The 2,689-nt window shown below is 48.8% G+C and carries 2 protein-coding genes and 1 pseudogene; 2 read left to right on the top strand and 1 reads right to left on the bottom strand.

Annotated elements, in window-relative coordinates:
* A partial coding sequence (locus tag ABYP33_RS18460) for a recombinase family protein (RefSeq protein ID WP_373092734.1) occupies window positions 1-366 on the bottom strand: 366 nt, incomplete at its 3' end.
* Window positions 367-672: 306 nt separating this feature from the next.
* On the opposite strand from ABYP33_RS18460, the gene ABYP33_RS18455 reads away from it, so the two are divergent.
* Window positions 673-2,370, top strand: coding sequence for an Ig-like domain-containing protein (locus tag ABYP33_RS18455; RefSeq protein ID WP_373092732.1), 1,698 nt, complete (start codon window positions 673-675; stop codon window positions 2,368-2,370).
* A gap of 178 nt (window positions 2,371-2,548) precedes the next feature.
* Window positions 2,549-2,689 (top strand): annotated as a pseudogene (locus ABYP33_RS18450) (carboxy-S-adenosyl-L-methionine synthase CmoA); the annotation flags it as partial.

Below are 2,689 nucleotides of genomic sequence, written 5' to 3'. Positions count from 1 at the left end.
GGCGTCACGACCAAGGCGGTCGAGCTTCAAAACCACCAATGTATCGCCCTTCTCCAAGCTATGTTCAACCATTGCGCGGAAGGCAGGACGCTTCATTGCCTCAGTTGAACCAGAAATAGTCTCTGACACGCAACGATCGTTTGTTACTTCAAACCCCGCCTTCTGGATGGCAAACAATTGGTTTTCCGTGGCCTGCTCTGTGGTACTAACTCGGCAGTAGGCAAATACTCGCGACATGATGACTTCCAATTGACTTAAGGTGGTATCAACAAACAATAGTGGTGTCAAAAAATATTTACCTATTTTGATGACACCAATACAACCGCCGCCCGCTGGTATCAATAAACGATGGTTTTTTTCGACCATAGAAAAATACGCCACCCCCCGACGGGTGGATGCGAACCGCCGCAGCGGTTCGATAAAATGCGACCAGCATTTTAGACGGCGAATGCCGCCCGAAGGGGCAGAAACAGGCCCAAGCCTGTTTCTGATCAATCACAGCAAGAACTACATCCACTTTTGCCGCCCCCATCACAAGTTTGCCGCAAAACCTGAACAATTAAGCTAATATGCGTTAATACTTAGTGACTTACTGCATTAGCCCAAGAAAAAATATAGTCTTAGACATTATTCAGACCTAGTTAAGCAACAAATAGATAGGGGACACCCATTATGAAACGCTTCTCACGCTCTAGCCTATTGGTATTGGCGGCACTTATATTCACTGCCTGTGGCGGCGGAAGTAGCGATGGGCCAACGTTAACTCCCAGCACAAACACTACAACCACCCCCACTGATAACGAAGACGGCAGTGTTACAGAGCCTACTGTCATCAGGTTTGGCTCATTTACATCAGGTACCTTTACCGCTGGCCTAATTGCAAGTAATAGCACTGACTTAAATGCAGGCCAAAGCGCTACGCTTACCGTGTCGTTTGTTGATCAAAATGACAATTTCATAACTGATGCGGCTGATATTTTGTTTAATTCACCCTGCAGTGGATCCGGCCTTGCTGAGTTCAGCCCAACAATCATTAGCAATACAAGTGGCACCTTAAGTACCACTTATACAACGCTTGGCTGTGATGGCAATGACAAAATTACTGCTCAAACTAGCTTAAATGGAACCAGCTACACTGCCACAGTGACAATTAAAACCACCCCCGCACCACTAGGCTCAATCAGATTTATTTCTGCAAGCCCACAAATCATTGGTATTAAAGGTTCTGGCGCCATCCCAGAACAGTCAGTTACGTCATTTAAAGTCACTAATACTGCAGGGGGGCCTGTAGCCGATCAATTAGTCACCTTCGAGCTTAACAACACTTCTGGCGGCATCACCCTTAGCACCAACCAAAACACTACCAATGCCGAAGGCATAGTAACCACGACCGTCGCGTCCGGCACAGTTGCAACCGCAGTGCGCGTTACCGCTACTGCAGTCCAAAGTTCGGCGACGTCAAGCGCGCAGTCCAGCGCCTTAGTCATTACAACAGGAATTCCTGATCAAGACAGCTTCTCCCTTAGTGCCACTACCCTCAATATTGAAGGATCTCAATACGACGGTATTACCACAGAATTGACTATTCGCGCAGCCGACCGATACAACAACCCGGTACCCGATGGCACTGCGGTCGCCTTCCAGTCCGAAGGGGCATCAATTGAAGGCAGCTGCACCACCGTTGGCGGCGCATGCTCTGTCACACTAACCTCGCAAAAACCGCGGCCACAACCAGACGAGCGCATTACTGTACTGGCAACAGCGATTGGCGAGGAAAGTTTCAATGACAGCAACCCATCAAATGGGCAATACGATGATGCCGAATCATTCACAGACTTAGCAGAAGCCTTTCGCGATGACGACGAGAATGGCATTTACGATTCACCAAATGAACCCTACATTGACTTCAATAGCAACTTCACTAGAGATGATCCTAGCGGCCTATACGAAGGCCTACTGTGTAAAGGGCCGAATAAGTGTAACTCGACACAAACAACTGCAACTATTCGCGAAAGCATTGTTATTGTATTGTCTGAATCCTTTTTTAATATTGTAATGCCATCAAGCATCTCGCTTGGTGACGCTACAGCGCCAGCCTCGGCGACAGTCACCGCATTAATAGACAGCGTCAACAACCAGCTTCCGCCCGCTGGCACAGTCATCTCGGTAGAAACTGACCTAGGCTCCATTTCTGGCCCAGACTCATTCACTGTACCCTCGTCAAATTTTGACGGCGAAGCCTTCTTTAGTTTTGGAATAAAGCCCGCAGCCACCAAAGGCAGCGGTACTGTTACCGTTTCAGTAAAAACTCCGCTGGGAAATGAATCATTCGTATCTGCAACCGTTACCCAAGCAGCAGATCAACCCTGAACACCAAGGGGCTGGCCTATGGAGCTAGCCCACCCCTCTCGTCGAAACTGAAGCTATTACACTAGCAGTCAAAGTGCCCTGCTAACCAGTAGGAAAAAGGAAGCCTACCGCCCATGCAAAAGCGGAGCTGTGATAAAATCCAAAGCGGACCCGCCGGAATCCCTAGCAGTAAGCAAAAATGACCAAACCAGACACCCTCTACGCCACACCCCACGTTAATCTTGGCCGCTTCGCCTTTGACGAACACGTCGTCGAAGTGTTCCCCGACATGATTCAACGCTCGGTACCTGGCTATTCAACGATTATCGCGATGACCGGG

The sequence above is a fragment of the Zhongshania sp. genome, assembly GCF_041584495.1.
Classification (GTDB): domain Bacteria; phylum Pseudomonadota; class Gammaproteobacteria; order Pseudomonadales; family Spongiibacteraceae; genus Spongiibacter.
Note: the sequence above shows the minus strand (reverse complement) of the source record. Positions and strands in the feature narration are given on the sequence as shown.

Excerpts from the sequence above, each read along its gene's own strand:
- ABYP33_RS18455 (WP_373092732.1), top strand. The coding sequence starts at position 673 with ATGAAACGCTTCTCACGCTCTAGCCTATTGGTATTGGCGGCACTTATA.